Origin of the sequence: Pseudomonas sp. GZD-222 (genome assembly GCF_049310525.1) — a bacterium.
Classification (GTDB): Bacteria; Pseudomonadota; Gammaproteobacteria; order Pseudomonadales; family Pseudomonadaceae; genus Aquipseudomonas.
On the sequence record NZ_JBMOWO010000080.1, the window covers coordinates 219,528 to 241,410 of the forward strand.

The following is a 21,883-nucleotide window of genomic DNA, read 5'->3' on the forward strand; positions in this document are numbered from 1 at the left end:
AAGAGGGGAAGGTCAAGACCTTGAACTGATTTGTTTTGTCGCAGGCCAGTTTTCAAGGCCATCGGCGCCGCTGCAGTCCTGGCCAGGCTGCGCACAAATCTCCCAACCGCCACCCAGAGCCTTATAGATGCTGACAATGGCCAGCCGCTGGTTGGTCCGCGCGATGGTCAGCGCACGCCGGCTGGTAAAGTCAGAGCGTTCAGCTTCGAGCACATCCAGGTAAAGGCCCTCGCCTTCGGCAAACCGTTCCCGCGCCAGACGCGCCGCCTCGCGATTCGCCGCCGACTCCAGCAGGCGCAATCCAAGGGTATTGCCTGCGGCGCCATAGCTGTGGAAGGCATCATCGGTTTCCTGCAAGGCACGCAACAGCGTCTGGTCGTAGCGGATCAACGCCTCCTGGCTGCGTGCCTCGCTGGCGGCTATCCGCGCGCGCACGCGGCCGCGGTCAAGCAGCGACCAGCGAATCACCGGGGCGATGAAGTTGGACGGTGCCCCGGCATCATCCAAGGCATCCAGACTCCCGGCCACCAGACCGAGCGAACCGCGTACCTGAACCTCGGGATACAGCCCGGCCGTCTCTACGCCAATTTGCGCCGTCGCGGCCGCCAGGTTGCGTTCAGCGGCGGCAATATCGGCGCGCCGTGACAGCAGCCCTGCCGGGTCGCCTACCGCGATGTTTCGCACTGCCAATGTTTCCCCAGCAGGCGTGGCAACCGGTGGCCTGAACGTCTGCGGCGTTTCCCCCAGCAGCACCGCCAAGGCGTTGCTGGAAGCCGCGCGGCGACGCTCAAGTTCTGGCGCGGCGGCTTCAACACTGCGTAACAACGCTTCGGCACGCAGCCGGTCGAACTCGTGAGCCGAGCCGGCACTGATCAGGCGTTCGACCATTTCCAGGCTGTCACGCTGACTTTGGCTGATGTCGTATACAACGGCCAGTTCGGCCTCAAGACCGCGTAACTCGAACCAGGTCGCCGCCACCTCGGCCGCAACACCCGCTTGCACCCCGCGCAACAGTGCCTCGCGCGAGCCCGCTTGCGCCTGGGCGGACTCCACCGAGCGCCGCACACGGCCAAACAGATCAATTTCCCAGGAGGCGTCGACCGCACCGCGATAGGTTTCGATATGACGCGTCTGCCCGGGCGGCGTCTCGACTTCGCTGCGTTGCGCGTGCTCGTAACCGAAGGCAGGCCCGCCGCGGGGCAGGAAGTCCTGGCGGTTCTCGCGCAGTATGGCCTTGGCCTCGTCGAGCCGCGCGGCCGCGATGGCAATGTCATGGTTGGCGGCCAGCGCGCGCTGGATCAAAGTCGTCAGCGCCGGCTCGTCGAAAGCCCGCCACCATTCGATCTCCACGCCCCCTGCGCCGAAGCCTGCGGAAGCCGCGCCGAAGCTGGTCGGGATATGCGCCGGCGCAGGCCGTGCATAGTCCGGCCCTACTGCCGAGCATCCGGCCAGCAAGAAAAGCACACTCAACGGCAACAGAACTGCTTGAAATAGACCTTTCATGACCTGCTCTCCTCCATACCCAGCTCCAGAGCCGGACTGTGCCGCTCGAAGCGCGCCGCCAGACCGCGGACCAGCACATAAAACACCGGGGTCAGGAACAAACCGAACAAGGTCACCCCGAGCATCCCGGCGAACACGGCAACGCCCATGGCCTGGCGCATCTCAGCCCCGGCGCCACTGGCCAGTACCAGTGGCACCACGCCGGCGATGAACGCAAGCGAGGTCATCAGAATCGGCCGCAAACGCAATCGGCACGCCTCGACCACCGCCTCCAGCGTGCTGTGTCCCTGGGCTTCAAGCGTTCGTGCGAACTCGACAATGAGAATGGCATTCTTCGCCGCCAGACCGACCAGTACCACCAGGCCGATCTGGACGAAGACGTTGTTATCGCCGTCCACCAGCCACACCCCAATGATTGCGCTGAGCAGGCACATCGGCACGATCAACAGCACCGCCAACGGCAGCAGCCAGCTGTTGTATTGCGCAGCGAGGATCAGATAGGCGAGCAGCACACACAGAGGGAAGATGAACAGCGCCGAATCGCCAGCGAGTTTTTGCTGGTAGGTAAGGTCAGTCCATTCGACACTCATGCCTTCAGGCAGCACCTCTTTGGCCAGACGCTCCATGACGGCAACCGCCTGCCCGGAACTGACGCCCGCCATCGCCCCGCCGGTGATATCGGCCGACGGGTAGCCGTTGTAGCGAATCACCCGGTCCGGCCCGGAACTCGGCGTAACAGTGACAAACGACGACAACGGCAGCATCGCCCCGGCCTCATTGCGTACCTGCAAGCGGCCGATGGCTTCGGCCTGCATGCGGTAATCGGCATCGGCCTGAGCGGTCACTTTGTAGGTGCGGCCGAAGCGGTTGAAGTCATTGATGTAGAGCGAGCCCAGGTACACCTGCAGTGATTCGAAGACATCCGCCAGCTTCACCCCCTGGCTTTTTGCCTGGGTACGGTCAATCACCACATCGAGTTGCGGTGCATTGATGTCGAAACTGGTCATCAGCCCGGCGACCTGCCCTGACTCGGTGGCTTTCATCATCAGGACCTGGGTGTGCTGCATCAGCGCTTCGAGCCCGGCGCCGTTGCGATCCTCGACCTGCAGCTTGAAGCCCCCCGTAGCGCCCAAGCCCGGCACCGGTGGCGGCGGGAACACGCCGAGGAAGCCATCGGGGATACTGGCGAACTGCGCTTGCAGGCGCCCGGCGATGGCGTTCGCGCCCAGATCAGGCGTCGTACGGTCCTTGAACGGGTCGAGCATGACGAAAATCACCGCCGCGTTCGGTACGTTGACGAAGCCGTTGATCGACAGCCCCGGGAAAGCAACCACGCTTTCAACGCCGGGCTCTGCCAGCGCGAGCGTGGACATTTGCTTGACCACGGCTTCGGTGCGGTCCAGCGAGGCCCCATTCGGCAACTGGGCGATACCGACCAGGTAATATTTGTCCTGCATCGGTACGAAGCCCGGCGGCACCGCCTGGAAGCCGAAGTACGTCAGCCCGAGCAGCCCGCCATAGACCACCAGTGCCACACCGCTGACCCGCACCACCTTGCGGACCGTGTTGCCATAGGCATTCGGGGCGCGCTGGAACGGCCGCCCAAGTGTCTGCAGCAATCGTGTGGCGCGACCAAGCACGCTGCGCGGGTTGGGGGCGATGCCGGCCTTGCGCGGGCGCAGCAGGAGTCCGGCGAGGGCCGGGCTGAGGGTCAGTGAGTTGACCGCCGAGAGAATGGTCGAGATGGCGATGGTCAGCGCAAACTGGCGATAGAACTCACCCTGCAAACCGCTGAGGAACGCGGTCGGGATAAACACTGCAGCGAGCACGGAGGTAATCGCGATGATCGGCCCGGTCACCTCGTCCATCGCCCGCCGCGCGGCCTGGGTAGGTGGCTCGCCGTTTTCGATATGGCGCTCGACGTTCTCGACAACGACGATCGCATCATCCACGACGATGCCGATCGAAAGCACCAGGCCAAACAACGACAAGGTGTTGAGCGAAAAGCCCATCAGGTGCATGACTGCAAAGGTACCAATAAGCGACACCGGCACCGCCATCAGCGGGATCAGCGAAGCGCGCCAGCTGCGCAGGAACACCACGACCACGATGACCACCAGGAAAATCGCTTCCAGCAAGGTGATTGCCACAGTCTCCAGCGAGGCGCGGACAAACACCGTAGGGTCGTAGGCAATTCGTGAGGTCAGGCCTGCTGGGAAGTTGCCTTCAAGTCGCTGAACGGTTTCGCGCACCGCTTGGGCCACATCGAGAGCGTTGGCCCCTGGACTCTGAATGATCTGCAAGGCCACGGCTGGTTCACCGTCCAGCAAACTGCGCAAGGCGTAGGCGTCGCCGCCCATCTCGATGCGGGCGACGTCGCGCAAACGGGTCACCTGGCCGTTGTCACCGGTGCGAATGATGATGTCAGCGAACTGCTCCTCGTCGGTCAGCCGCCCAAGGGTATTCACCGTCACCTGGAAGGCGGCAGTGGAATCGGGTGCCTGGCCAACCGAGCCGGCCGCCACCTGCACGTTCTGTTCGCGCACGGCAGCAATCACGTCGCCTGCGGTCAGTCCGCGCGCGGCGATCAGGTGCGGATCGAGCCACAGGCGCATGCTGTATTCACCCGCCCCCCACACCAGAACGTCGCTAACCCCCTGGATACGCGACAGCTCGTCACGCACCTGCAGATAGGCATAGTTGGAGATATACAGGGGGTCGTAGCGTTTATCGGGTGACAGCAGATGAACCACCATCAGAATGTCCGGCGAGGTCTTCTGGGTGACTACGCCTTGGCGTTGCACCTCCTCAGGTAACCGCGACAGCACCCGCGAGACACGGTTTTGCACCTGGACCTGGGCCATGTCGGCATTGGTCCCCTGGGCGAAGGTGACGGTCAGGATCATGCGGCCATCGGTGGCCGACTGCGAGGACATGTACAACATGCCCTCCACGCCGGTGATTGCCTGCTCAAGCGGTGCGGCGACGGTTTCCGCGATGACCTTGGGGTTGGCCCCCGGATAGGCCGCGGTCACTTGCACGGTGGGCGGCGTCACCGAAGGGTATTCACTGAGCGGTAACTGGAAGAAAGCAACGATGCCGGCGATCACCATCAGCACCGAAAGGACGATGGCGAAGATCGGACGATCGATAAAGAAACGTGGGAAGCTCATGGCGCGACTCCCAGGGCGTGGGTCATGTCGAGCGGCGTTCCATCAATCGCAGCCAGCTTCGGTGTGATCTGCATGTCCGGGCGCACCAGGCCTTTGACGACGATGCGTTCACCGGCTTGCAGACCTTGATTGATAACGCGCAAGCCATCGACCATCGGGCCAAGCTCGACGGGGCGATATTGGGTCTTGTCACCTTCGCCGACCACCAGCACGTAGCGGCTGCCCTGATCGGTGCCTATGGATTGATCGGAGACCATGACCTGGTCCTGGGCCGCGCCGGTTTCCAGTTTGACCTTGGCAAACAGGCCCGGGGTCAATTGCCCATCGGGATTATCGACCACCGCGCGAACCCTCACCGTCCCCGTTCCGCGGTCGGCGGCGTTGGAAAGAAAGTCGAGACGGCTGAGCCGTGAATGGGTGCTGTCGGTGAGCAGCGCTACCCGGACCTTGGGCGCCTGCTGCGCCCCCCCTTTGGCTCTGCCAGGGGCGAGTGAGCGCAGGTAGGTGCGTTCGTCGACATCAAAATAGACATGCAGCGGGTCGACCGAGACGATGGTCGTGAGTGCGGTCACGCCATTGGTCACGTAGTTGCCCTCGGTCACCTGGGCATGGCCCACCCGGCCGCTGATTGGCGCAGTCACGCGGGTGAAGCTCAGGTCCAGCTGCGCAGCCTCCAACGCCGCCTTGGCCGCGTCGACCTGTGCCTTTCCGGCGTTGCGCGAGGCGATTGCGCTGTCCAGGCGATCGCGGGCAACGACCTTTTTCGCGAACAGCTGCTCGGCTCGTGCATGTTCGGCCTGAGCCAGCATCGAAGCGGCCTCGGCCTCACGCAGGCGCGCCGTCGCGGCATCCACCGCGGCCTGGAATACCCGTGGATCGATGAGAAAGAGCCTGCTGCCTTTTTCAACCAGGCGCCCTTCCGGCACGCTGACATCCTGAATGTAGCCAGCAACGCGCGGGCGCAGCTCGACCCGCTTGACTGCGGTCAACGAGCCGGTGAACTCGACAAAGGGGGTCACCGGACGCACCACCACCTCGGCCACGGGGACGCTCGGTGGTGGTGCGGCAGCGGCAGTCGTCGCCGTCTCCTTGCATCCCGCGAGAATGAGCGCGACGCCTAACGTCGCAAGGGCCGGAACTACGCGTTTGACTTTCATCATTGAGCCTTCCTGGGCTGGAGTCGACTTGAATGTGCTGAGACGAATCAGCTTTCGAAGCGGTTATCCGACTTGCCACGTTAGGAAGGTCAACCCCTTTTTGCGTTTGAAAGGGAAAAGTCATGCCTCACAAAAAGCTTGATGGCACATAGCCATCTACCGATAATCTCGCCCCTTACTCACTCACGCAAGGATCTGCCGTGAACAAGCTCTACCTGGCCATTCCGTTCTTCGCCCTGCTGCTGCAAGGTTGTGGTGTCACCATGGCCCGTTACGAACCCGATTATCAGAATGTCCAGCAGCTCAAGCAGCATGAGCCCATGCAATCGATGCGCGAAGTGCAGGTGCAGTCCGACGCCGGTCAGGGCTCGCTGATGGTGCGCCTGAACCCGATCTCCTCCCCTAGCGGCAGCATCCCGCTGCACATTCAAGCGGCTATCAACGATGAGCTGCGCCATGCCGGGCTACTCGACAGCAGCGCGGATCGACAGTTGCAGGTGCATCTGATCAAGAGCCAGCTCAACACCGGCATCATCAACGGCCACGGCGAACTGGCGGCGCGCTTCACCCTGCGCAAGGGTGATCAGGTGCTATACGAAGCGACCAAGGACGTCGAGCGTGAGTGGAGCAGCAGCTTCTTCGGACCAATCGCCATTCCGGCGGCCGCGAACAACTACAACCCGATGCTGCAGGCGCTGCTCAAGTCGCTGTACAGCGACCCGCAGTTCGTTGGCGCATTGAAGTGAAGTAATGCAATGAAAAAGAGCCGCGACTGCGGCTCTTTTTGTTTCGGCTCAAGCGCGAGGAGTTTGCGCTTCGATTACCGAGTATTTGGTGCGATTGCTGTCGACCCAGGTTTTCAACAGCGCATTGACCTGGCGGTTGAAGGTGTCGTGCACCGCTTCTTTCGGGGTATTGCCCACCAACGGCAGGAACAGGATGCCCATCCAGGTGTTGACCGCGTCATGGTTGCTGTTCTTGCCCAGCGACTGGCCGCGCTCGTCGAAGGTTTCCAGGCTCATGGTGTACTGGTCGGTGGCCAGCGCGGGGATTACCGTGAAAGTCAGGCCGCTGATGAACGCCAGGACCATTTGTCCGCCACCCGGTGCATGGTTGTAGACCTTCAGGCGCAGGTTGTAGTCGCCCGGCTGCTTCTCGAACTCATCGAAGGTCACGCGGCCGAACAGGCCGGATTCATTGAACGCACGCTTGAGATCGGGCTTGAGCATGTCGCGGGCCTGAGGGACTTCGTTGGCCTGGGTATCGCTGGGGTCACCCTGATAGAAGTCGAAGTCGACGTAGACGTTCGGCTTGTTCTCATAGTTTGCCATCGATGGCAGATTTACCGGCGCCACTTCATCCTTGGTGAAACTGGCGCATCCACCGAGACTCAATACCAGGGCCAGGCCCAGGACTCTTCCTAACTGCATGTCGCATTCCTTGAATAGTTGCGGGGTGCCTTTTGCGTGTAAAGCCGGGCGGATTCTAGAAGGTTTTGCGTGATAGCAAAAGGCTATCTTGCGATCGACATCCGGGGCAACCTGACTTGGCAGAACGCTGCATCGATCACGTTAAAACGCGAAGGCGACACGAGCGTTTACACGTGTCTAGGAACGGAGATAAGGAGGCGGCAAGAGGTCACTTGGCATCGACTCGAGAAGCTTAACCACGCTCGTGGAGGGTAAACAGATAAGCGCATCCTTGCGGTATCATTTCCACCACGCCAGCCTTTACCGCCGCCGCGACATCCCTACCTAAATTAGAATCTCAAGGACGAACTGAATGTTGACCATGCTCCGCCCGTTTAAAAACGATATGGGTAAACTATTCGCGGCGTTCTTAGCCGCCGTTGCCTTCCTGGCCACTATCCCTGTCTCCGTAAACCACTTACAACCAATCATCGGTGGGAGCCTGCTGATTGGTAGTTCTACCGTCCTCCTCGCTCTCGTGATAATCGCGCCGCTTAAGCGGATGCAAAAAGGGGGTTTCCTTTTGGGGATAGCAGTACTGACTTTATCCTTTAAAGAGCTCTGCCTTGACCCCGTTTATGGCAAAGTGCCATCAGATACAGAATTGTTATCGTCTTGGACGGGGTGGAGTCAAGCAGCCACCTTGTCGGTGGGCGCGTCAGTGTTTAAGGTCCTCGTGAACTTCATCAACCTTGCGTGCGCTGGCGCCGGTGGTAGCCTGATTGCGGTCGAAAGCGACCGGACTGCGACTGAGGCCCCATTGCACAAACCGCAGACCGCTTCGTCAGTTAGAGGTGCACAAGCGTCGGACGCTCAACCGATTCTTGAAAGCCTGTGCCACAAGGTAGATACCCACGCTTCAGAATTGAAAGCCCTTGATCGCAGCCTGGAAGCGATCATCAAACAGCAGCAAGCTTCCAACCGAATGCTACTCATCATCTGCGTTGCAGTCCCAGTTGGCATCACGCTTGTCCTGGTGCTAGCAGCCACCCTGCTGCTCAAGCTTTAACCTCAACCGGCCACCTCACGGCGGTCATAGACGAGAGATTCGAGCCAGCAGCAATCTCTGCCGGCGTTCACAGCTTTATCTGCGAATATCAACTGGACTTATCTTTGTTCCTGATGAAATCGAGATAGAAACCCACAGCGCCAACCAGCAGAATCGCGGTGACCACGAGCAAACCAATCACGTTATTATCCATCTACAGCTCCTTGGTCACGAGAAAACCCGGGTAAACAATCGCTTTGCAGAGCCTGGACGCGGGGCTGTAGCCACGCCCCCTGCGCGCTTTTCCCCGCGAAAATCCCGGGCCATGCGTTTGAGGAACAAGACCATCACCCCACCCAACAGCAGCATCGCCAGGACCAGCGCCGGATAGGCAAGCCACCACGGGACAGCGCTGGTCATCATGCTGAATTCGGACATGCCGCCGATGCTGGCGATCAGGTTCAGGGGCAGGAACACCACGTTGATCAAGGTCAACTTGCGCAGCATTTCATTCATGGTGTTGTTGGCCAGGTTGCCACGTGCATCCATCAACCCGGCAAACACCGTGGAGTAAATCTCCGCTTGCTTGTAGCACTGGGTATTTTCGATGATCAGATCGTCGATCAACTCGATGAGCTGGGCGTCAAAGTGGTTTTTCTGCGCATGGTTGCGCAGCCGCGAAAGCACCGTGCCATTGCTGTGGATGGCGTTGATGTAATAGATCAGGCTTTCACTGAGGTTGAACATCTGGATCAGGTGGTTGTTGTGCATTGAGCTGTTGAAGCGCTGTTGCAGTTCGCGGGCGACCATCTTGATCACCTTCAGATGCCCCAGGTAGTGATGGATATTGCTGAACAGCATGTCGAGCAACACATCCAGCGGGGTCTGCAAATTATGCCGGGAACCCAGACCTTGCACTTGCGAGTCATCCGGGGCGATGAGCACCAGGCGCTCGGCGTGTAGCAACAGGCCGAAGGAAGACACTTCAAAGGAGAAACTGTCACCACCCGAGTAGTTCTCCGGACGCTTCCAGATCAGGAACAGGCTATCGGGATGGAACTCGATGCGTGATACCTCATCAGGGTCAAGCGCTGAGGCCAGCGCATGCTCATCAATGCGGAAACGGCGCTTGAGCAATTCGCGCTCGGCAGCGTCCGGATCGACGAACAGCAATACCTGGCTGTCGAGGCTTTCACTCGGCTGCAGCGCCCCTTGGGCAAGCAGAAAGCTTTTAATCATCGCAGCACTCCTGGATCGATACCGGCCAGCTACCAGATCTGGCCACGGCGCTTGTGTTCCAGCCGACGCACGAACTCTTCCAGCACCAGGGTGTAGAGGTCGTCCTGCAAGTAAGCGTCCTCGATACCGGCGTCGAGGTTGGGGTTATCGTTCACTTCGATGACCACCACCTTGTCACCCGCCTGCTTGAGATCGACCCCGTACAAACCGTCGCCAATCAGCCCGGCCGTTTTTACCGCCAGCTCGACCACGGCGCGCGGCGCTTCGTGAACCGGTAAGGTGCGGCATTCACCAATGACATCGGCGCCGTTGGCCTTGTGGTTGAAGATCTGCCAATGGCCTTTGGACATGAAGTACTGACAGGCGAAGATCGGCTTGCGGTTGAGGATGCCGATGCGCCAGTCGTACTCGGTGTAGAGGTACTCCTGCGCCAGGAGCAGCACCGAGTGCTCGAACAGTTCCGCCGTTGCCTGCAGCAATTGCTTCTGGTTCTCCACTTTGATCACGCCGCGGGAGAAGCAACCGTCAGGGATTTTCACTACCAGCGGAAAGCCCAGGCGCTCCCCCACTTGCTGCAGTTCCTGAAGGTTGTCCTTGTAGAGGATCTCGCTGGACGGCATGGCCAGTTTGTTGCTGCGCAGCAGGTCGGTCAGGTAGACCTTGTTGGTGCAACGCAGGATCGAGGTGGGATCGTCCATCACCACCAACCCTTCGCTCTCGGCTTTTTTCGCGAAGCGGTAGGTGTGATTGTCGACGCTGGTGGTTTCGCGAATCAGCAGCGCGTCATATTCGGCCAGGCGCGAGTAGTCTTTCTTCTCGATCATTTCGACATCGATGCCCATGCCCTTGCCGACCCGCACGAAACTCTCCAGTGCCTTGGCATTCGAGGGTGGTAGCACTTCTTCGGGGTCATGCAGGATGGCCAGGTCGTAGCGCGCCATGCGCCTGGATCGGGGCACACGCCAGATCTTTCGGCTGAATCCGTCCAGCGCATTGGCGAACTGATCTTCCTGATCTTCGCGCAACTTGTGCAGCGACCCGGCTTTTACCCCGGCAATCTGCCAGCCATCGGCTTTGCGAAACTCGACCAGAAGTATCGGACAGGGAAAAGCCTCAAACAGCTGCCGGGCAATAGACTGCAACGGTTCCAGATGAGTCCAGCCAAAATAAAGACTCAAGGTAAAACCTTCGGCACTGGCATATACATTATTATTTAAGCTTTTCTCCAGGGTCTTTTCCACATCATCCAGGGCCAACCCATAGAGTGACTTGCGGGCAAGTTCGCTGATGGTCTTCACCGACGGAATTACTTTATGGCCCCGCGCCTCGGCCAATAGCGAACAATAATAACCGTGACCGAGGTACTTGTAGCTACGACACAGGTTAATGACCTGCACTCGCTTGCCCGACTCGTTGTTCCGCGGTCGCTCCAGGTATTCCTGGGCGGTTACCAGATCTTCACTGGGGAAGTACTTACTCCAGTCCTCCTTGCGTTCAACAATAATAACAAGCTGACTTGAGCCTTTACTTTCAATTGCACTACCCGATCGATTGACTATTGCCGACTCAACATTTTTACCCAATACTTCGCGCAACCCCATTTGTGCAACTGACATTTCAAGCGCCTATCGAAGAACAAGTGCTTATCTATTAAGCATGGAAATCTGCAAAAGTCTTGCTTCATTACGGAAGTTTTACGGTGACCTGGATGGAATTTATAGTTCGCAAAGCCTGTAGCCACGACCTGCCCTCGTTACTGTTATTGGAGAACCAATGTTTCGAGCATGACCGGCTATCGCCGCGAAGTTTTCAATGGATGATCAGCCGCGCCCATGCCAGCCTGATCGTCGCTCAGGCCGAGGGGCAGTTGATGGGTTATGCCTTGCTGTTGTTCCGTCGCGGAACATCCCTGGCTCGCCTCTACTCCATCGCCATTTCACCCGCCGCGCGCGGTCAAGGGCTGGGCAAGCGCTTGCTGGCTGAAGCAGAGGAAAGCGCGCGCAGCTCTGGCTGCGCCTACCTGCGCCTTGAAGTCCGCCCCGACAACGAGGCGGCGATCGGGCTGTATGAGGGCGTGGGCTATCGACATTTCGCGGTGATCAACGATTACTACCAGGATCACGCCGATGCCCTGCGCTATGAGAAACGCATTATTGAGCTTGCAAAGGCTGCGCACTCTTCACAAACATGTGCGCCGTAGTAATGCAGCACTTCTCGGCTTTTTTCGCGCTGAAGGCTTTATGGTCGAGTGCCCATTCCAGCCAGAAGCCGTCAATCAGCGCAGTGATGGTCAGCGCGGCGCTTTTGGCGTCGATCTGCGTGCCGTTCTCCTTACCGATGGCCTTGAATACCGCCTCCAGCTCTTTGCGGTAATCGGCATAGAGCTTTTTGTTCAACGCGCGCAGTTGCTCGGACGACACTGCCGCGCCCCAGAAGCCGAGCCAGGTGGTGAGGATGAATTCATTGAAAATCTGCCCGCGGAACGACGAACGAATGATCGCCAACAGTCGATCCTCGGGTGAGCCACCCTGGACTTCGAGGTATTTGCGGGTTTCCTCGCGCAGTTGGTCGGTCAACTCCTGATAAGTCGACAACATCAACTCTTCCTTGCTGGAAAAGTGGTGGCCGATCAGCCCGATGGATACCCCGGCTTGCGCGCAGATACGTTCCAGGGTGCTGCCACTGTGGCCATAGCGGGTGATGCATTGCATGGTCGCTTCGATAATGGCTTTGCGGCGCATCTCGGGATCGATGCGTGTCCGGCGTTTCTTCAGTTCGACCACTTCAGACTCACTGCTCATCCATCAAAAACCTGTGTAAGTACGCGAAACGAGGCGCCAATTTAGCAACTTTTCAGCGGGCGGGTGACAGGAAATAAGCAGGGAGGCGATGGCGATGTGGATCAGGGTAGATCTCACCGCCCATTGCAGGCGGTGAGCTGTTTCAGGCCAAGGTCAATTGGCTTGCAGGCCGCTTTCCAGGTCTTTGTCCAGTTCATCGATACGCGACAGCTCCGCCTCGATGTTCTGCGAACGGCACAGCCACCCATACACGACCGCTGAGACCACCAGGCCAACCAGCATGCTGATGTCTGCGCCATCGAGCAACGTGGTCACGTAGCCGGTGTACAACCCCGTGCTGGAGAACGGCAGCATGGCCACGAAGCCTGCCACGTAGGCCCCGATCCCGCGCCAGTTCCAGCGACCGTAGATGCCGTTGGGCTTGAAGATCTCGGTAACGGAGAACTTGCCGTGGCGCACTTTGTAGAAGTCCACCAGGTTGATCGCCGTCCACGGCGTGAACAGGTACAGCAGGATCGCCAGGAAATCGCCGAAGTCTTTGACGAAGTTATCGGACGCAGTCATGGCAATGCCTATCGCCGTGCCGCCCACCAGCAGCATCGAAACGATGCGCTTGAACAAAGTGGAGGTCTGGCTTTTCACCGTGTCGGCAATGCTCAACAGGGTAATCGACGCACCGTAGAAGTTCTGCGCGGCACTGGTCACCAGGCTGAGTACCGCCAGGATCAGCAGAAACTCACCAAAGCCGCTGAACAGCGTGTTGCCCAGCATCACCAGACCTTTGGCCAGGTTCTGCCCAGGGCTCAGGGCAGCGGCCAGAGCGCCGATCAACATCATCCAGACACCGCCGATCATTGCCCCCAGGTAAGTCCACCAGAACGATGAACGCACGCTGACATTAGCTGGAAGATAGCGTGAGTAGTCGGAAACGTAGATCGCCCAGCTCAACTGATAGGCGGCGGCGACAAAGAACTGCGCCAGGAACGGCGTGGCCTTGAAGCCGGAAACGCTCAGTTGCTCGGCCGGCAGTTTGACGAAAAAGAACAGCCCGACGGTGAACACCAGCATCACCCCAATCAACACGAACGCCAGGAACCGTTGCACCTTGTGAAAGGTGTTGTAACCGGCAATTGCCATGACGATCGCCAGCAACGAAAAGGCAATCGCCGAGGCGTTTTCCGGGGCATCGAACAACTCATGCAGGGTCTGCCCCACCAGCAGCTGGTTGAAGGCGTTGTAACCGACGTAAGTGGCAATCGCCACCACATACACCAGCAGCGCTCCCAGGTAACCGAACTGCGGACGCGACTGGATCAGTTGCGGCAGGCCCATCTGCGGGCCCTGGGTCGAGTGACCGGCCATGAACAGCGTGCCGAAGGCACAACCGAGGAAGATCGCCAACGCCGACCAGAACAGGTTGGCGCCCATGCCGACGCCGATGATGCCGACCGCCAGGGTGGTCAGGTGCGCTTCCCCACAAAACCACACGGGCCACAAGTGCCAGGCTTTGCCATGGCGTTCCGCGAGCGGGACGTAATCGATGGAGCGTGTTTCAAGATTCAGACGTCCTTTGGACGCCGTTTGGCTAGACGCAGACATGGCGGTTGCACCTTTTTTTATTGGTTTGGTTGCACGGCGAAGCGGTGGTTAGCGGATAAGGCTCTCAGTCGCGGGCGTGATCGATCGCCTCGGCCAGTAGCGCCTCGAGTTGCTCGAGGGCGCTGTCGCGAGGGTTGGTCAAGCGCGCAGGGTCGCCCATCGACTTGCCGGCAATCACGCCGACATCGGCCTGCTTGACGCCCAGGACTGACAGCGACTTGGGAATGTCCAGACGGTCGAGCATGGCGCACACGGCGTTGTAGAAGGTCTCGAAGCGTGCGTCCGGCAAATCCAGGGCTTGCGCCACAGGCTGGAGCCGCGGCGTGATGTCCGCCTGGTTGAAGCGCAGCACCACCGGCAGGATGATCGCGTTGGTCAGACCGTGGTGAGTGTTGTAGGTCGCGCCGACCATGTGGCTCAGCGCATGGACCAGGCCCAGGCCTTTGAGGAAGGCCACCCCGGCCAGGCACGAACCGATGAGCATCTTGCCCCGTGCTTCGAGGTCCTGACCGTTTTCGACCGCGGTATCGATCGAGTTCCACAGTAAAGCCATGGCCTGCAGTGCGGCGCCGTCGCTGAGCGGGTTGAAGCTCGGTACGAAGTACGCCTCCAAGGCATGAATGATCGCATCGCAACCGGTCCAGGCCGTGAGCTTGGCTGGCAGGCTTTGAGTCAGTTCGGGATCGAGGATCACCGCTGCCGGCCGAGCCCGGGGATGCCAGACACAGCCCTTGATCCCGCGACCGGTGTCGGTGAGCATCGCCGTGCTTTCCGTCTCGGCACCGGTACCGGCGGTGGTCGGGATGGTGATGACCGGCGGGAAGTCCGCAGCGCTGAAACCTTCGGGTACTGGCAAGTCGAAATCGAACGCCCACAGGTCACAACGCTGCTGGCGGGCAATCAGTGCGACCGCCTTGCCGCCATCCAGGCCACTGCCGCCGCCCAGGGCGATGATGCCGTCGGCCTCCCATGCCTGGTACGCCGCCGCACCGGCCCGCACCGAAACGTCGGTCGGATTGGGTTCGATACCGCCGTACAGGCCGCAGGCCAGGCCCGCTTCGGTCAGGCTGCGATGTAGTTCGCCGACAAAGGGCAGGTTCAGCGAGCCCTGGTCGGTGATGATGATCGGCCGCGACATGTTGAATTCCCGGCACAGCCTGGCCAGTTGATCGCGCACACCAGGGCCGTATTCCATCGGCAGCGGTACGGTCCAGGTTTGTCGGTTCAATGCTGAAAGGTTGTTTTCCACGGGGCTCACCTTAAGCGCAACGCATGATGGTTGATTTCAGTTCGGTGTACTTGCTCAAGGCATGCGCCGAGTTGTCCCGACCGTTGCCGGATTCCTTGAACCCGCCAAACGGGAAGTTCATGTCCACCAGCTCGTCGTAACAGTTGACCCAGACCGTGCCGGTCTTGAGTTGGCGGGTGGCGGTATGGATGGTCTTGAGGTCGGACGACCACACCGCCGCCGCCAGGCCGAATTCGGTCTGGTTGGCGATGGCGATTGCTTCTTCGAGGGTGTCGAACACAATCACCACCAGCACCGGGCCGAAAATTTCTTCGTTGGCGATGCGCGCCGCGGCGTCCTTGGCAAGAAAGATCGTCGGTTCCAGGTACGCACCGCCCTCGACTGGCGACAGTTGCCGGCCGCCCTTGAGCAGTTGTGCTTCCTGCGTGCCAAGGTCGATGTAATGCCTGACGCGCTCGAACTGCGCGGCGTCAATGATGGCGCCGGTGACGCTGGCGGGGTCTAGCGGGTGTCCCGGCTGATAGTCGTCGCTGGCGGCGAGCAGTTCACGAAGCAAGGGCTCGACGACCGAACGCTGGACCAACAGGCGCGACCCGGCGCTGCAGACCTGGCCCATGTTGGCGAAAATCGCTGCGGCGGCCGAGCGCGCGGCGTGGCTGATATCCGGGCAATCGGCCATGACGATATTGGCTGATTTGCCCCCCAGCTCCAGCCACACACGTTTCAAGTTTGAGGCCGCAGCATTTTTGGCGATTTCCCGCCCGACCTTGCCAGAACCGGTGAAGGCGATGCAGTCCACATCACCGTGCAGGCTCAGCTCGCGGCCGACCGCGCCATCGCCGCTGACAACGTTGAATACGCCCGCAGGAACGCCCGCCTCCATCGCCAGGCCGGCAATACGCAAGGCGCTGAGCGGGGTTTTTTCCGAAGGTTTGAGGATCACGCTGTTGCCAGCGGCGAGGGCCGGCGCGAATTTCCAGGCGGCCATCAACAGCGGATAGTTCCACGGTACCACCGCCGCCACCACGCCCAGGGGTTGCTGGGTGACGGTGCCAAAGAACTGCGGGTCGGTTGCTGGTACTTCGCCGTGCACCTTGTCGATCAACTCGGCAAACCAGCGCAGGCAGTAAATCGTTCCTGGCAGGTCGCTACCGGTGGTGTCAGCAATGGGTTTGCCGCTGTCCAGGGACTCCAGCACAGCCAGTTCATCACTGTGCGCCTCCAGCAACGCCGCCCACTTCAACAACACCGCCTTGCGCTCGCGGGCCGCCAGACCGGACCAGACACCGGCCTCGAAGCTGCGCCGAGCGGCAGCCACTGCCAGGTCTACGTCACCCCCGCCACACAGGGCCACGGGCGCCAGCAGTGAACCATCAATGGCACTGTACGAAGAGAAAGTCTCGGTGCTTTGCGCGTCGACATAGCGTCCATCAATAAACGCCCGCCCTTCAATCTGTAGCGTCTGCGCTTTCTCGAGCCAATAGGCTCTGTCTTTCAACTCTGGCACTGCATCACCTCATTTTGTTCTTGTCAGGCTGGGGGCGATCCTAGGTGATACTGAAAATTTCTTCAATAAGAACAAAGTCCGCTACTGAATTTTTTTTCAATAAAAACGCCCGCAATGTTGGGCATTTTTGTGCGTATCAAGCGCTAACGTGGGCGTAATCCCCTCCTTTCGGCACCGAGATCAATCCGACGATCGGCAGCGATTCTTCATTCAAGTCACTTTCATCATGAAATTAACAGTGCAATATTATGATCGTAATATTAACCATCAGGGATCAGGAGACACCCGATGAAAAGAGCCAGCTTTCAACCCATGCCGTGCCCGGTTGCCCATGCCCTCGAGTGCATTGGTGACGGCTGGAGCCTGCTGATCCTGCGCGATACCTTCTACGGCCTGCGTCGTTTCGACGAGTTCCTGCACAGCCTCGGGATCGCCTCGAGCACCCTCACCCGTCGCCTCAATGACCTGGTGGCAGCCGGCTTGCTCGAGCGCCGCAGCTACCAGAGCAACCCGCCACGCCATGAGTACCACCTCACCGAAGCGGGCCGTGACCTGCGCCCGGTGATCCTCACCCTGATGAACTGGGGCGCCCGCCACACCCGCGGTTCCGACAAGGTGGTGCTGGTCGACCTAAGCACCGGTCAACCGGTGGCGCTGACCTTGACGGATGCCAATACCGGCAAGCCCATCACCCGTGAAGAGCACCGGGTACAGGTGGCGGATGACGCCGATGAGTTGACCCGCTGGCGCTTGCGTACCGGCCAGTCTTACCGCCAGCGCGATGCGCTGGCCTACCCCGTTGCCGATTAACCTTTTTACAGGGTCATTTCGCGATGAACGCCAAAGTCAGTATTGAGCCCGATCAGACCAACACCCCCGCCTCGTCACCGGCCCGCCGCAGGAAGGTCATGCGCCTGGGGCTGTTGGCCATCGCCCTGCTCGGCGCCGCCGGCTATGGCAGCCACTGGTGGCTGGCCGCGCGCTTTATCGAAGACACCGACGACGCTTATGTGGGCGCTGATGTCACGGTGATTAGCGCCAAAGTACCGGGCTATATCAGCGAGGTGCCGGTACTCGACAACCAGTTCGTCAAGGCCGGTGATCTGCTAGCGCGCATTGATGTGCGCGACTACCGCGCCGCCCTGGCAAAAGCCGATGGCGCGGTAGCCGCGCAGCAGGCCAGCCTGGTCAATCTCGATGCCATCGAACAGCTGCAACAGGCGGTGATCAATCAGGCCAGGGCGCAGATCGATGCTTCGGAGGCTGAAGCGCAGCGCGCTGGCAACGACCACTCGCGCTACCAGACGCTGGTGCGCACCCAGGCGGTATCGGTACAGAGTGCCCAGCAAGTCGAAGCCACCTGGAAATCCGCCCGCGCCGATCGTGCGCGCGCCGAAGCCGGTCTCCTGGCGGCACGCCGGCAACTGGATGTGATCGCCAGCCAACGCGGCCAGGCCCGGGCCGCGCTGCAGCAAGCCCAAGCTGATCGCGAACAGGCGCTACTGAACATCGGCTATACCGAGTTGCGTGCCCCCGTGGATGGCTATGTCGGCAACCGCCGCGCCAAGGTGGGTGCCTACGCCGCCGCCGGCAGCCAGCTGATCTCGGTGGTACCGGCGAAGGGCATGTGGATCGACGCCAACTTCAAGGAAGACCAGCTGGCGCACATGCAGGTGGGCCAGGCGGTCAGCATCCGTGCCGATATCCTCCCCGGGCGTGAATTCCACGGTCATATCGAAAGCCTGGCGCCTGCGACGGGCGCGCAGTTCAGCGTGCTGCCGCCGGAAAACGCCACCGGCAACTTCACCAAGATCGTCCAGCGCGTGCCGGTGCGGGTCCGCCTGGACAGCGCCGATGCCGACTTCGGTGCACTGCGTCCGGGGCTGTCGGTGGTTGCCGAGGTCAATACCCGCAATGCGCCGCAAACCAGCGACGTGGCCTTGGCAGTACGGCCATGAGCACTCCGCTGCCCACACTGAGCACGGCGCAGAAAGTCGCCGCCTTCGCCAGCATGTGCGTCGGCATGTTCATTGCCCTGATCGACATCCAGATTGTTTCTGCGTCGCTCAAGGACATTGGCGGCGGCCTGTCGGCCGGCGCCGACGACACCGCCTGGGTGCAGACCGCCTACCTGATCGCGGAGATCATTGTCATCCCGATGTCCGGCTGGCTCTCACGGGTGATGAGCACGCGCTGGTTGTTCGCGGTATCGGCTGCAGGTTTCACCTTGACCAGCCTGCTGTGCGCGCTGGCCTGGAACATCCAGAGCATGATCGCTTTTCGCGCCCTGCAGGGCTTCCTCGGCGGCTCGATGATCCCGCTGGTGTTCACTACGGCCTTTATGTACTTCACCGGCAAGCAGCGCGTCATCGCCGCCTCGACCATCGGCGCCATCGCCTCGCTGGCCCCTACCCTCGGCCCGGCAGTCGGCGGCTGGATCACCGACATTGCCTCATGGCACTGGCTGTTCTACATCAACCTGGTTCCCGGTCTGCTGGTAACGGTTGTGGTGCCGATGCTGGTCAAGGTCGACCGCCCCAACCCTGCCTTGCTCAAGGGCGCCGACTACCTCGGCATGCTGCTGATGGCGCTGTTCCTTGGCTGCTTGCAGTACACCCTGGAGGAAGGCCCACGCTGGAACTGGTTCAGTGACAGCACCATTGTGGCCACGGCCTGGATCGCCGCTATCAGCGGCGTATTGTTCATCTGGCGTTGCCTGGAAATTGCCGAGCCCATCGTCGACCTGCGCGCCCTGGGCGACCGCAATTTTGCCCTGGGTTGCCTGTTTTCCTTCGTCACCGGCATCGGCATTTTTGCCACCATTTACCTGACCCCGCTGTTTCTCGGTCGCGTGCGCGGCTATGGCGCGCTGGACATCGGCCTGGCGGTGTTCTCCACCGGGGTGTTCCAGCTGCTGGCGATCCCGGTGTACGCGATGTTGGCCAACCGCATCGACCTGCGCTGGATTCTGATGCTGGGGCTGAGCCTGTTTGCCCTATCGATGTGGGACTTCTCTGCCATTACCCATGACTGGGGCGCCAAAGAGCTCCTGCTACCGCAGGCAATCCGCGGCTTTGCCCAGCAAATGGCGGTGCCGCCGGTGGTCACCCTGACCCTCGGCGCCCTGGCCCCTGAGCGCCTCAAGCTGGCATCGGGTTTGTTCAACCTGATGCGCAACCTCGGCGGCGCCATCGGTATCGCCGCGTGCGCCACCGTGCTCAACGACCGCACCAACTTGCATTTTCTGCGCCTGGCCGAGCACCTCAACAGCCGCAATGAAGCGATGAATACCTGGCTCGAACAACTGACCGTCAACGCCCAACTGCTCGGGCAAAACAGCCTCGATGCCAGCCAGGCGGCGCTGCATCAACTGTGGGCGCTGACCTGGCGCGAAGCGCAAACGCTGACTTATGCCGACGCGTTCCTGATGATCATGGCCTGCTTCGTGGTGACCACCGCGCTGGTGCCGTTGATGCACAAGATCCAGCCGCCCAGGCAGCCGTCCGCTGACGCTCATTAACCGGCGTACACAGCGATACACGACGGCCTTTGGCAGACACATCCGGGACAAACCGCCGTGTGAGCATGCGCACAGCAACGCCAACATAACCGTCCATGTGTTGATTAACCCGCCCCGCCAGGAGTATTCCCATGACCAGCAGTGCCTTCGCCCCGTTCAAATACACCTTCAGCAAAATCGACCAACTGGGTGCCTGGAGCGCCGATATCCCCCTGCGCCTGTTCCTGGCCTGGGAGTTCTTCGAATCTGGCCTGGAAAAATGGAACGGCCAGAACTGGTTCGCGGATATCCAGGCCAACTTTCCCTTCCCATTCAACCTGGTTTCGGCCGACCTGAACTGGCAGATGTCGATGTGGATCGAGCTGATCGCGCCTGTGCTTCTGCTGCTCGGGCTGGGTACCCGCTTCGCCGCCCTGGTGCTGATGGTGCTGACCGTGGTCGCCATTGGCGCCGTGCACTGGCCGGAGCACTGGTCGAGCCTGTCTGAACTGGCTCAGGGCTATGCGATCACCAACAAAGGCTTTGGCAACTACAAACTGCCGCTGATCTATCTGGTCGCCGCCCTGCCCCTGCTGTTCAAAGGCGCCGGACGTTTGAGCCTGGATGCCCTGCTGTTTCGCAACAAAGCCTGATCGACAGGTAAATAAACTCTTCATGGAATCCTGAGGACTGGGATCCTTGGGGTGGCTGGGTTGTTGTAGCTGTGAGCTTATCCATTTGCTGTGGCGCCGCTGCCGGCCCCTTCCGCCCTTACGGCGGCCTACTTTCCTCTTGGGGAAAGTAGGCATGGAACTGTCCCATGACAACGGACGCCAAGAGGCGATACTTACATCGCTAACTTGGAGGTTCCCATGTACCCACCAAATCGCCGTAGCTACACCGACGAATTCAAGGCCCAAGCTGTTGCACTGGCTGAAACGGTCGGCAGAACCGAAGCCGCTCGTCAGCTAGAGATGTCTGTTAAGACGCTGGATAACTGGGTCGATGCGTCACGCAAAGGTCTTCCGTTGAGTTCACCGGAGCGTCAACCTGTTACCAAGGAGAGCAGCGAGCTGGCGCGATTACGGGCCGAGAATGCTGAACTCAAAATGGAGCGTGAAATCCTAAAAAAGGCGGCGGTATTCTTTGCCAAAGAGTCCAGGTGAGATACGCCTTCGTCGCTAAAGAGCGGGCTCAGTTCCCGGTGCGTTTGTTGTGCCGGGTGTTGGGCGTGTCAGCTTCAGGATTTTACGATTACCTAAACCGCCCGGTTCGCCCAGATCCAGACAAACAGATTCGAATTGATCTGCGCAGGATCCATGCCGCCAGTCGAAGCACCTATGGGCGGCCACGGTTGGTCGAGGCATTGCGTCAGATACCTCATCGAGTCGGCCACAAACGGGTTACGCGGCTGATGCACGAGGAAGGTATCCATGGCAAACCCAAGGCTCGCTTCCGGCCCCAGACCACGGACAGTCGCCACTTCCAGCCTGTCGCACGCAATGTGCTTGACCGTCAGTTTTCGGTACAGAGCGCCAATCCAGCCTGGGTGAGCGACATCACCTACATTTCAACCCGAGAAGGCTGGCTGTACCTGGCGGTGGTCTTGAGCATCCAGACCCGCCAGGTGCTGGGCTACAGCTTGGCGGACAGGATGCCGGATGATTTGGTTGAGCGCGCATTTATCAACGCTTGGAAC

The 21,883-nt window shown here is 60.3% G+C and carries 18 protein-coding genes and 1 pseudogene; 9 read left to right on the forward strand and 10 right to left on the reverse strand.

Going from position 1 to position 21,883, the window contains the following annotated elements; translation table 11 throughout:
- Positions 1 to 12: 12 nt before the first annotated feature.
- Genes ACO6VD_RS16490 through ACO6VD_RS16500 form a run of 3 tightly spaced genes read right to left on the reverse strand, consistent with a single transcriptional unit; the run spans position 13 to position 5,833 of the window.
- Positions 13 to 1,503, reverse strand: coding sequence for an efflux transporter outer membrane subunit (locus ACO6VD_RS16490; protein ID WP_422420614.1), 1,491 nt, complete (start codon positions 1,501 to 1,503; stop codon positions 13 to 15).
- Positions 1,500 to 4,676: an efflux RND transporter permease subunit gene (locus tag ACO6VD_RS16495; RefSeq protein ID WP_422420616.1), complete on the reverse strand. Its 3,177-nt coding sequence runs from the start codon at positions 4,674 to 4,676 to the stop codon at positions 1,500 to 1,502. Before ACO6VD_RS16495 ends, ACO6VD_RS16490 begins: the two co-directional genes overlap by 4 nt.
- Positions 4,673 to 5,833, reverse strand: a complete 1,161-nt coding sequence (locus tag ACO6VD_RS16500; protein ID WP_422420651.1) for an efflux RND transporter periplasmic adaptor subunit — start codon at positions 5,831 to 5,833, stop codon at positions 4,673 to 4,675. The genes ACO6VD_RS16495 and ACO6VD_RS16500 overlap by 4 nt, the downstream gene beginning before the upstream one ends.
- A 200-nt stretch (positions 5,834 to 6,033) precedes the next feature.
- Between ACO6VD_RS16500 and ACO6VD_RS16505 the strand changes: the two genes are divergently transcribed.
- The gene (locus ACO6VD_RS16505; RefSeq protein ID WP_422420617.1) at positions 6,034 to 6,579 is read left to right on the forward strand and encodes a hypothetical protein; all 546 of its coding nucleotides are present in this window, start codon (positions 6,034 to 6,036) and stop codon (positions 6,577 to 6,579) included.
- Between the two features lie 48 nt (positions 6,580 to 6,627).
- Here ACO6VD_RS16505 and ACO6VD_RS16510 read toward each other — a convergent pair whose 3' ends face one another.
- Positions 6,628 to 7,263, reverse strand: coding sequence for a hypothetical protein (locus ACO6VD_RS16510; RefSeq protein WP_422420618.1), 636 nt, complete (start codon positions 7,261 to 7,263; stop codon positions 6,628 to 6,630).
- 352 nt (positions 7,264 to 7,615) lie between these two features.
- Here ACO6VD_RS16510 and ACO6VD_RS16515 point away from each other — a divergent pair, with 352 nt between their 5' ends.
- Positions 7,616 to 8,311 (forward strand): hypothetical protein, encoded by a 696-nt coding sequence (locus ACO6VD_RS16515; protein ID WP_422420619.1) that lies wholly within the window; start codon positions 7,616 to 7,618, stop codon positions 8,309 to 8,311.
- Positions 8,312 to 8,518: 207 nt separating this feature from the next.
- Here the strand turns inward: ACO6VD_RS16515 and ACO6VD_RS16520 are convergent, their stop codons facing one another.
- Together ACO6VD_RS16520 and ACO6VD_RS16525 are read right to left on the reverse strand one after the other, a co-directional pair.
- A complete protein-coding gene (locus ACO6VD_RS16520) occupies positions 8,519 to 9,529 on the reverse strand; it encodes a magnesium transporter CorA family protein (RefSeq protein ID WP_422420621.1) in 1,011 nt (336 codons plus the stop codon).
- Positions 9,530 to 9,558: 29 nt separating this feature from the next.
- Entirely contained in the window at positions 9,559 to 11,145 is a 1,587-nt protein-coding gene (locus tag ACO6VD_RS16525) for a RimK family protein (RefSeq protein WP_422420623.1), read from the reverse strand.
- 92 nt (positions 11,146 to 11,237) lie between these two features.
- Between ACO6VD_RS16525 and rimI the strand changes: the two are divergent.
- Positions 11,238 to 11,696, forward strand: a pseudogene (gene rimI / locus ACO6VD_RS16530) (ribosomal protein S18-alanine N-acetyltransferase); the annotation flags it as partial.
- Here the strand turns inward: rimI and betI are convergent.
- From betI to ACO6VD_RS16550, 4 genes are all read right to left on the reverse strand, one after another.
- On the reverse strand, positions 11,680 to 12,330 hold the full coding sequence (gene betI / locus ACO6VD_RS16535) for a transcriptional regulator BetI (protein WP_422420624.1): 651 nt from the start codon (positions 12,328 to 12,330) through the stop codon (positions 11,680 to 11,682). The pseudogene rimI and the gene betI overlap by 17 nt on opposite strands.
- A gap of 153 nt (positions 12,331 to 12,483) precedes the next feature.
- Positions 12,484 to 13,929 carry a purine-cytosine permease family protein gene (locus tag ACO6VD_RS16540; RefSeq protein ID WP_422420626.1) on the reverse strand — a complete coding sequence of 482 codons (1,446 nt, stop codon included), beginning with the start codon at positions 13,927 to 13,929 and terminating at the stop codon, positions 12,484 to 12,486.
- A 64-nt stretch (positions 13,930 to 13,993) separates the two neighbouring features.
- Positions 13,994 to 15,178, reverse strand: a complete 1,185-nt coding sequence (locus ACO6VD_RS16545) for an iron-containing alcohol dehydrogenase (protein ID WP_422420628.1) — start codon at positions 15,176 to 15,178, stop codon at positions 13,994 to 13,996.
- Between the two features lie 10 nt (positions 15,179 to 15,188).
- The gene (locus tag ACO6VD_RS16550) at positions 15,189 to 16,685 is read right to left on the reverse strand and encodes an aldehyde dehydrogenase family protein (RefSeq protein WP_422420630.1); all 1,497 of its coding nucleotides are present in this window, start codon (positions 16,683 to 16,685) and stop codon (positions 15,189 to 15,191) included.
- Between the two features lie 288 nt (positions 16,686 to 16,973).
- On the opposite strand from ACO6VD_RS16550, the gene ACO6VD_RS16555 reads away from it, so the two are divergent.
- The 6 genes from ACO6VD_RS16555 to ACO6VD_RS16580 form a co-directional block, all read left to right on the forward strand.
- The gene (locus ACO6VD_RS16555; RefSeq protein ID WP_422420631.1) at positions 16,974 to 17,495 is read left to right on the forward strand and encodes a winged helix-turn-helix transcriptional regulator; all 522 of its coding nucleotides are present in this window, start codon (positions 16,974 to 16,976) and stop codon (positions 17,493 to 17,495) included.
- A 23-nt stretch (positions 17,496 to 17,518) separates the two neighbouring features.
- On the forward strand, positions 17,519 to 18,643 hold the full coding sequence (locus ACO6VD_RS16560) for an HlyD family secretion protein (protein WP_422420633.1): 1,125 nt from the start codon (positions 17,519 to 17,521) through the stop codon (positions 18,641 to 18,643).
- Positions 18,640 to 20,205: a DHA2 family efflux MFS transporter permease subunit gene (locus tag ACO6VD_RS16565; protein ID WP_422420635.1), complete on the forward strand. Its 1,566-nt coding sequence runs from the start codon at positions 18,640 to 18,642 to the stop codon at positions 20,203 to 20,205. Before ACO6VD_RS16560 ends, ACO6VD_RS16565 begins: the two co-directional genes overlap by 4 nt.
- Before the next feature lie 131 nt (positions 20,206 to 20,336).
- Complete coding sequence (locus tag ACO6VD_RS16570) at positions 20,337 to 20,837, forward strand: DoxX family protein (RefSeq protein WP_422420637.1); 501 nt, start codon at positions 20,337 to 20,339, stop codon at positions 20,835 to 20,837.
- A gap of 219 nt (positions 20,838 to 21,056) precedes the next feature.
- Positions 21,057 to 21,350, forward strand: a complete 294-nt coding sequence (locus ACO6VD_RS16575; RefSeq protein WP_038608001.1) for a transposase — start codon at positions 21,057 to 21,059, stop codon at positions 21,348 to 21,350.
- Positions 21,347 to 21,883 (forward strand): IS3 family transposase (locus tag ACO6VD_RS16580; RefSeq protein WP_422420639.1); only part of this gene is annotated, 537 nt, incomplete at its 3' end. The genes ACO6VD_RS16575 and ACO6VD_RS16580, both read left to right, overlap by 4 nt.

What these genes read in the sequence shown, in the direction of transcription:
- ACO6VD_RS16490 (WP_422420614.1), bottom strand. Translation starts at nt 1,503, where the DNA reads ATGAAAGGTCTATTTCAAGCAGTTCTGTTGCCGTTGAGTGTGCTTTTC.
- ACO6VD_RS16495 (WP_422420616.1), bottom strand. Translation starts at nt 4,676, where the DNA reads ATGAGCTTCCCACGTTTCTTTATCGATCGTCCGATCTTCGCCATCGTC.
- ACO6VD_RS16500 (WP_422420651.1), bottom strand. Translation starts at nt 5,833, where the DNA reads ATGAAAGTCAAACGCGTAGTTCCGGCCCTTGCGACGTTAGGCGTCGCG.
- ACO6VD_RS16510 (WP_422420618.1), bottom strand. Translation starts at nt 7,263, where the DNA reads ATGCAGTTAGGAAGAGTCCTGGGCCTGGCCCTGGTATTGAGTCTCGGT.
- ACO6VD_RS16515 (WP_422420619.1), top strand. Translation starts at nt 7,616, where the DNA reads ATGTTGACCATGCTCCGCCCGTTTAAAAACGATATGGGTAAACTATTC.
- ACO6VD_RS16520 (WP_422420621.1), bottom strand. Translation starts at nt 9,529, where the DNA reads ATGATTAAAAGCTTTCTGCTTGCCCAAGGGGCGCTGCAGCCGAGTGAA.
- ACO6VD_RS16525 (WP_422420623.1), bottom strand. Translation starts at nt 11,145, where the DNA reads ATGTCAGTTGCACAAATGGGGTTGCGCGAAGTATTGGGTAAAAATGTT.
- betI (WP_422420624.1), bottom strand. Translation starts at nt 12,330, where the DNA reads ATGAGCAGTGAGTCTGAAGTGGTCGAACTGAAGAAACGCCGGACACGC.
- ACO6VD_RS16540 (WP_422420626.1), bottom strand. Translation starts at nt 13,929, where the DNA reads ATGTCTGCGTCTAGCCAAACGGCGTCCAAAGGACGTCTGAATCTTGAA.
- ACO6VD_RS16555 (WP_422420631.1), top strand. Translation starts at nt 16,974, where the DNA reads ATGAAAAGAGCCAGCTTTCAACCCATGCCGTGCCCGGTTGCCCATGCC.
- ACO6VD_RS16560 (WP_422420633.1), top strand. Translation starts at nt 17,519, where the DNA reads ATGAACGCCAAAGTCAGTATTGAGCCCGATCAGACCAACACCCCCGCC.
- ACO6VD_RS16565 (WP_422420635.1), top strand. Translation starts at nt 18,640, where the DNA reads ATGAGCACTCCGCTGCCCACACTGAGCACGGCGCAGAAAGTCGCCGCC.
- ACO6VD_RS16570 (WP_422420637.1), top strand. Translation starts at nt 20,337, where the DNA reads ATGACCAGCAGTGCCTTCGCCCCGTTCAAATACACCTTCAGCAAAATC.
- ACO6VD_RS16575 (WP_038608001.1), top strand. Translation starts at nt 21,057, where the DNA reads ATGTACCCACCAAATCGCCGTAGCTACACCGACGAATTCAAGGCCCAA.